Source organism: Gemmatimonadota bacterium, from assembly GCA_009838645.1.
GTDB lineage: Bacteria > JAAXHH01 > JAAXHH01 > JAAXHH01 > JAAXHH01 > JAAXHH01.
The window spans coordinates 1-6012 of sequence record VXRC01000019.1 but is presented as its reverse complement, the minus strand read 5'-3'; the positions used below and the strand labels follow the sequence as shown (position 1 = coordinate 6012).

Here is a 6012-nt window from a genome sequence, read left to right as displayed (position 1 = left end):
GTACATTAGGTACTACGCCTCGGCGGGCAGATGGTCCGTTCCGTAGGCGTTGGTCGCCGCGTCGTCTCTCTGCTGTGTTTATATTTGGTGTGCGCCGACGCGGCCGAACCAGTACTTCCCGTTGGGATAGTCCGGTTCGCGGCGGTGCATGATGCCGTGCCAGTAGCTTCCCGTGGGCGTGGTGATCTGCTGGCTGATGGTGTGCGAGGTAACCAGGAAGTCGTGGTACAGCCACAGGGCGGATCGGCATCCCTCGGCCATCATCCGGTCACTGATGCGGTTCGGTGCGAAAGCCTCGTCCAGGTCCAGGGCTTCCAGGCCCGCTTTCGCCGAACGGTTTTCCTCGCCCGGGTCCAGCGCCATGATGCGGGGCGTCTTGAGCAGTTCCGCGAAAACGGATCCGTAGGCAGCGGGGTCGAAGTCAGACATGATCGATCCTTTCGTGTCAGGCGCTTCTCGGGTCGCGCGCTCCGGCGGGCGCAGATCCCGGAATCACGGTGCTCCGGCGTGCGCCGGCCTCGGAGTCACGGGGTCCCGGCGGACGCCGCTTTCCCTTTTTTAAGCACCTCGTTCATGCTTCCGGTGCGGTATCCTTCCAGGTCCAGCGTGACGTAGTCGTAGCCGATTTCCTTCAAGTACGCCGCGATCTCGTCGTGGTGCTCGATTACCTTCGCGAGATCGGCGCGCTCCGTCTCGATGCGGGCCATGTTTCGGTGGTGCCGCACCCGGAACTGCCGCAGACCCAGGCTACGGATGAAGGCTTCGGCCCGGCCGACCTGTTCGAGTGCTTCGATCGTGATCGGGTCGCCGTATGGGAAGCGGGACGACAGGCAGGCCAGGGACGGCTTGTCCGCAGTGGGCAGTCCGAGCTTCTCCGACAATGCGCGGACGTCGGCCTTGGTGAAGCCGGCGTCCTTCAACGGGCTGCGCACGCCGTGTTCCCGGATGGCCAGCATGCCGGGCCGGAAATCGCTGATGTCGTCCACGATGCTGCCTTCGCAGATGAAGGCGGCGTCCTCTTCCCGGGCGATTACCTTGAGGCGGTTGTACAGTTCATCCCGGCAGAAATAACACCTTCGCGGGTTGTTCTGCATGTACTCCGCGTTGTGGATTTCCTCCGTGTCCACGTAGCGGTGGCGGGCGCCCATCCATTCGGCCAGTTCGGCGGCCTCGTTCCTCTCCTCTTCGGGCAGAGACTCGGACACGCCGGTTACGCCCAGGGCGCGGTCCTCCAACACGTCTGAGGCCACCTTCAGCAGCAGCGTGCTGTCCACGCCGGCGGAGTAGGCCACCAGGACGCTGCCCATGGCGCGCAGATCATCCCGGAGCGATTGGTACTTTTCGTCCAGCGTGGAGGCCTGGTTCCGGCTCACGTCCTGCTCCCCTATAGAACCCGGTTTAACGGAAGGCGAGCACCGGTATCGATCTCAGTGGAAACGCCTTCACGGCACGCGCCGGCTAGGGAACGCCCACCATGATTTCGCTTGACAGAAGGGGGGTTCCGCCGCAATTTAACACGTCTGTTTTTAGTAAGTTAAAGATAGGGCGGATACGGATTCGAGACAACGGTTTTTTGCGGTAAATCGCCGTGAACGAAGGGGCCGGTAGGTCCTTGCATCCCTGCGTCCCTGCAGTCACGCGAAGGAGCATGATCAGGCATGAACCTGGACGAAAGAACGCAGTCCATCGCGTCGGCGGGCAATGGTTCGGAAAACGGATCGAGCGAACCGACCCGGCTGTACAGCGGCATCCAGCCCACCGGCGACATCCACATCGGGAACTACCTGGGCGCCGTGGCCAACTGGGCCAAGCTCATCCCAAAGTACGACTGCATCTACTGCGTCGTGGACTACCACGCCATCACCATCGAATACGACCCGGAGACCATGCGGGACGCCGTGCTGGACACGGCCACCATGGGCATCGCCTGCGGTCTCGACCCGGAACGCTGCACCTTCTTCGTGCAGTCCCACGTATCCGAGACCATGGAGCTGGCCTGGATCTTCAGTACGGTCACCGCGCTGGGCGCCCTGGAACGGATGACCCAGTTCAAGGACAAGGCCGCCCAGCACAAGCAGAACATCAACGCGGGCCTGTTCACCTACCCCGTGCTCCAGGCGGCGGACATCCTGGGCGTGAAGGCCGACGGCGTGCCCGTGGGCGACGACCAGTCCCAGCACCTCGAGCTGACGCGCGAGATCGCCCGGCGGTTCAACCACCTGTACGGACCGGTGTTCCCCGAGGCCAGGACGCTCTACAGTCCCGCGCCGCGCATCCTCGGCCTGGACGGCCAGTCCAAGATGAGCAAGAGTCAGGACAACTACATCGCGATGAAGGACCGGAGCGATACGGTCAGGAAGAAGCTCAGCACCGCCTATACGGACCCGAACCGGCTGAGGAGATCGGACCCCGGCAATCCGGACATCTGCAACATCTTCACGCTGCACAAGTCCTTCTCCAGTCCCGACGAAGTGGAGGCCATCGACACGGAATGCCGGAGCGCGGGCATCGGCTGCGTCGACTGCAAGAAGAAGCTGGGCGACAACATGGAAACCGCCATGTCGCCGATCCAGGAGAAGTACGAAGACCTGACCGCCCGGCCCGACGACGTGCGTGACGCCCTCGCCGCGGGCGCCGACCGCGTAAGGACGCTGACATCGGACACCATGACGGAGGTCCGGGAAAACCTGGGTTTGAGGTAGGCCGGCAGTAACCGGAAGATACTTGTAGACACAATGTATCTACACCTAATGGAACCCCTCGGCCTTCTCCGCGTTCATTACAACGTATTTGTAAATCCTCCCCGCCCATAAGAATCATGCATGGATATTTACTCGAAAGAATACGCCCACCATTCCCGGCTCCTGGGACGGACCGTAACCTTTCGCCGCAATACGGCCAAGTACCTGCTGGTCGCCTTCGTAGTCGCGGGAATGCTCCATAGCCTCTCCCTGATGGTACTCCTGGCCACCGGTCTGCTCGAAGACAAGAACATGATCGAGCTCACCCTCGCGCCCTATGAGCGGCTGGAGCAGCTCGAACAGGCCTACATGGAAATGCAGAATCCGCCGACCCTGGTCGACGTGCCGGAAGAGGCCCGCGTGGAGGAACCGCCGGACGACCCCGACGCCGACGTGGCGGACAAGAACGCCGTCGCGAGAGACCTGCTGGAGGACACGGAGCTGCCCGAGGGAGCGGCCTATTCGGAAGGCGACCTGGAGATCAGGACGATGGAGGATTCCGAGGAAGAGGAAGAACAGCAGCACGACCCCTTCGCCGGCGGCGTCCCGCTCACCCCCCGGGAGGGCGGCATCGAGGACTTCACGGAACTGGAAGACCCGCCGATGTGGACCTCGGACATGATCATCCGGCCCGAATACCGGGGCAGGGGCGGACGGGCAGGCCGCGGTGAAGGCGGGATGGAAGGGGAGATTATCGCTTCGGCGCCCCGGCCTACCGGTCCGGAGGCCCCGGTCTTCATTCCCCAGGACGATCTGAACGAGCTAGCCCAGGAAACCCGGCAACCCTCGTACGAACGGCACAGGCGTTTCGGATTCGGATTCGGGAGTACCGGACCGCGGGTACCCAGGACGGACAACCGCCACACTTCGGTCAGGGATTACGGCGATTTCTCGCTCAGCACCTACGCCTGGGATTACGCGCCTTACCTGTACATCCTCCGCGAAAGGGTGAGGCGGCGCTGGTTCGCCCCGGAGGCCTTCAACCTCGGCCTGGTGAGCGGGCGGGTCATCATCAGGTTCAAGATCATGCCCGACGGCGCGCTGCGCGACCTCGAGGTCCTGTCCTACCGGGACAACGACATCCCCTACCAGTCCCTCGTGGCCTCGAGCCGCAACGCCATCGAGTCGGCCAGCCCCTTCCCGCCGCTTCCCGCCGATTTCCTCCATCCATTCCTGGAAATCACCGGCACCTTCTACTACCAGATCCTGCGTGCGAGGTAGAGACACCACTGTGTTTCCCCTGCCTGGTATACTCTTTGTATATACAGTGCGGACTGATTGGGTGAATGAATGCAAAACTGTATGAACCCGAACGAAAATCCGGGGGAAGTAGGACATTGACGGAACAAATCGGTAGACTGGTCGATTCGAAGGCGTTTCAGCACACCGTACTCGGGGTGATCACGGCGGCCGCCATCCTGGTAGGACTGGAAACCTCGCGGGAAATGGTGGCCCGGTACGGCGTCTGGCTGCACCGGCTCGACCAGCTGGTCCTGCTGTTCTTCATCGTGGAAGCCGTGCTGAAGATGGCGCGCCACGGCCGTCACTGGTACCGTTACTTCGGCGACCGCTGGAACGTGTTCGATTTTCTCATCGTGGTGGCCTGCCTGATGCCCGCTGGAGGACAGTACGCGGCGGTGCTGCGCCTGGCCCGGGTGCTCCGGGCGCTGCGGCTGGTGACCGCGGTGCCGAAACTGCAGTTGCTGGTCAACTCGCTGCTCAAGTCGGTCACGTCGCTGGGATACGTCGGCCTGCTGCTGGCCGTGTTGTTCTACGTCTACGCGGTGCTGGGCGTCTACCTCTTCCGCGGCAACGATCCGGTGCACTTCCAGGACCTGGCGACGGCGCTGCTGACCCTCTTCCGGGTCGTGACCCTGGAGGACTGGACCGACGTGATGTATATCCAGATGTACGGCAGCGACGCCTACCCCAACTATGCGGATTTCGCCCAGGCCCACCTCCGCGAAGCCTCCCGGGCCATGCCCTTCCTCGGCGCCGCCTTCTTCGTTTCCTTCGTGATGCTCGGCACCATGATCATGCTGAACCTCTTCATCGGGGTCATCATCAACTCCATGTCCGAAGCCCAGGCCGACCGGGAGTCGGAGGAAAGGCGCAGGCACCTGGAGCGGGACGGCCGGATCAGCGTGGGGGATGAAATCGGGTTGATCGAGGAAGAGATCCAGAAACTGTCGAGACGGCTCAAGTCTCTGCGCGGGCGGGCGGATGGGGACAGCGGGGATGGGTGATTTGATTGGCGAGGCCTGACGCGTGCCGGCGAGGGTTGACGCGTGCCGGCGAGGGCTGACGCGTGCCGGCGAGGCCCGGCATTCAGATCTGCTCGCCGCCTTCCGGTCCGTAGAAGATGACCCACGTGGTCATCGACTCGCCGAAGTCCAGAAACCGGTGCTCAACCTTCGCCGGCACGAAAAAGAAATCGCCGGCCTCGAAAGGCACAACCTCTCCCCCCATTTCGAACTTCCCCTGCCCTTCGACGATCACGTAGCACTCGTCACGGCTGTGGGGTTTTTGATCGTCCACACCCCGGGGGATGTACAGCTCGATCTGCAACTCGCCGCGCTCCAGGGCGACGTGAAACCGGTCTCCGTTCGGGGCGGGAATCTTCGCGGCGACTTCCGCGGGGGTGATGCGCTTGCAGGTGTGTCTTTGCATATTTCCCATCCACGTGGATCAGCTTAAACGCCGAGTTGACGCCAGCATGCATAAAGAGTATTAAAGTCAGGACGTAGCACGAGACCATCTACTAAGATACCGAAGTGATCTGCTCATTGCCACGGATTAGAACCAGGCACTCTGTAACTTGGGCCGCCGTTGACACCCACCGAACACCCCATTAACTTTATCCAGGAGACTACAGGTCGGCCTGGTACTGTCACTGTACCGATCTGTCCTGCTCATGGAGTCGAGACGTCCGATCCTAAACCGTGGAGGTCCTGATGGCTAGATTATGGACGGCGATTATAGAGCGGGAAGGCGATGGTTACGTCGCTTTATGTCCCGAACTGGATATCGCCAGTCAAGGTTCTAGCGTGACCGAAGCCCGTGAAAACTTGAAGGAAGCCCTTGAGTTGTTCTGCGAAACAGCTTCGGGTGATGAACTAAACCGTCGTCTCCATTAGGTACTCTACGATCGATCATCCGCCAATCCGGTCTGTCTCGGACGTTATTTGAGTAAACCAGTATGGACATTCGAGCGCCCTCGCAAATCTGGTAATTCGCGTAACACCCTCTATCAACGACTGCACCCCATGCC

General features: G+C 61.7%; 7 protein-coding genes. 4 read left to right on the top strand and 3 right to left on the bottom strand.

Annotation, left to right across the window (positions count from 1 at the left end):
• Positions 1 to 78: 78 nt before the first annotated feature.
• Together F4Y38_05980 and larE are read right to left on the bottom strand one after the other, a co-directional pair.
• Positions 79 to 429: a hypothetical protein gene (locus F4Y38_05980; protein MXY48835.1), complete on the bottom strand. Its 351-nt coding sequence runs from the start codon at positions 427 to 429 to the stop codon at positions 79 to 81.
• A 95-nt stretch (positions 430 to 524) separates the two neighbouring features.
• A complete protein-coding gene (larE, locus tag F4Y38_05975) occupies positions 525 to 1307 on the bottom strand; it encodes an ATP-dependent sacrificial sulfur transferase LarE (protein MXY48834.1) in 783 nt (260 codons plus the stop codon).
• Between the two features lie 351 nt (positions 1308 to 1658).
• Here larE and trpS point away from each other — a divergent pair, with 351 nt between their 5' ends.
• The 3 genes from trpS (at position 1659) to F4Y38_05960 (ending at position 4987) form a co-directional block, all read left to right on the top strand.
• Entirely contained in the window at positions 1659 to 2702 is a 1044-nt protein-coding gene (gene trpS, locus F4Y38_05970; protein MXY48833.1) for a tryptophan--tRNA ligase, read from the top strand.
• A gap of 120 nt (positions 2703 to 2822) precedes the next feature.
• Entirely contained in the window at positions 2823 to 3962 is a 1140-nt protein-coding gene (locus F4Y38_05965; protein ID MXY48832.1) for a TonB C-terminal domain-containing protein, read from the top strand.
• 65 nt (positions 3963 to 4027) lie between these two features.
• Positions 4028 to 4987, top strand: a complete 960-nt coding sequence (locus tag F4Y38_05960) for an ion transporter (GenBank protein ID MXY48831.1) — start codon at positions 4028 to 4030, stop codon at positions 4985 to 4987.
• Between the two features lie 82 nt (positions 4988 to 5069).
• Here the strand turns inward: F4Y38_05960 and F4Y38_05955 are convergent, their stop codons facing one another.
• Positions 5070 to 5411: a cupin domain-containing protein gene (locus F4Y38_05955; protein ID MXY48830.1), complete on the bottom strand. Its 342-nt coding sequence runs from the start codon at positions 5409 to 5411 to the stop codon at positions 5070 to 5072.
• A gap of 284 nt (positions 5412 to 5695) precedes the next feature.
• Here F4Y38_05955 and F4Y38_05950 point away from each other — a divergent pair, with 284 nt between their 5' ends.
• On the top strand, positions 5696 to 5878 hold the full coding sequence (locus F4Y38_05950; GenBank protein ID MXY48829.1) for a type II toxin-antitoxin system HicB family antitoxin: 183 nt from the start codon (positions 5696 to 5698) through the stop codon (positions 5876 to 5878).
• Positions 5879 to 6012 lie beyond the last annotated feature (134 nt).

What these genes read in the sequence shown, in the direction of transcription:
- F4Y38_05960 (MXY48831.1), top strand. Translation starts at nt 4,028, where the DNA reads ATGAATGCAAAACTGTATGAACCCGAACGAAAATCCGGGGGAAGTAGG.
- trpS (MXY48833.1), top strand. Translation starts at nt 1,659, where the DNA reads ATGAACCTGGACGAAAGAACGCAGTCCATCGCGTCGGCGGGCAATGGT.
- F4Y38_05955 (MXY48830.1), bottom strand. Translation starts at nt 5,411, where the DNA reads ATGCAAAGACACACCTGCAAGCGCATCACCCCCGCGGAAGTCGCCGCG.
- larE (MXY48834.1), bottom strand. Translation starts at nt 1,307, where the DNA reads ATGGGCAGCGTCCTGGTGGCCTACTCCGCCGGCGTGGACAGCACGCTG.
- F4Y38_05965 (MXY48832.1), top strand. Translation starts at nt 2,823, where the DNA reads ATGGATATTTACTCGAAAGAATACGCCCACCATTCCCGGCTCCTGGGA.
- F4Y38_05980 (MXY48835.1), bottom strand. Translation starts at nt 429, where the DNA reads ATGTCTGACTTCGACCCCGCTGCCTACGGATCCGTTTTCGCGGAACTG.
- F4Y38_05950 (MXY48829.1), top strand. Translation starts at nt 5,696, where the DNA reads ATGGCTAGATTATGGACGGCGATTATAGAGCGGGAAGGCGATGGTTAC.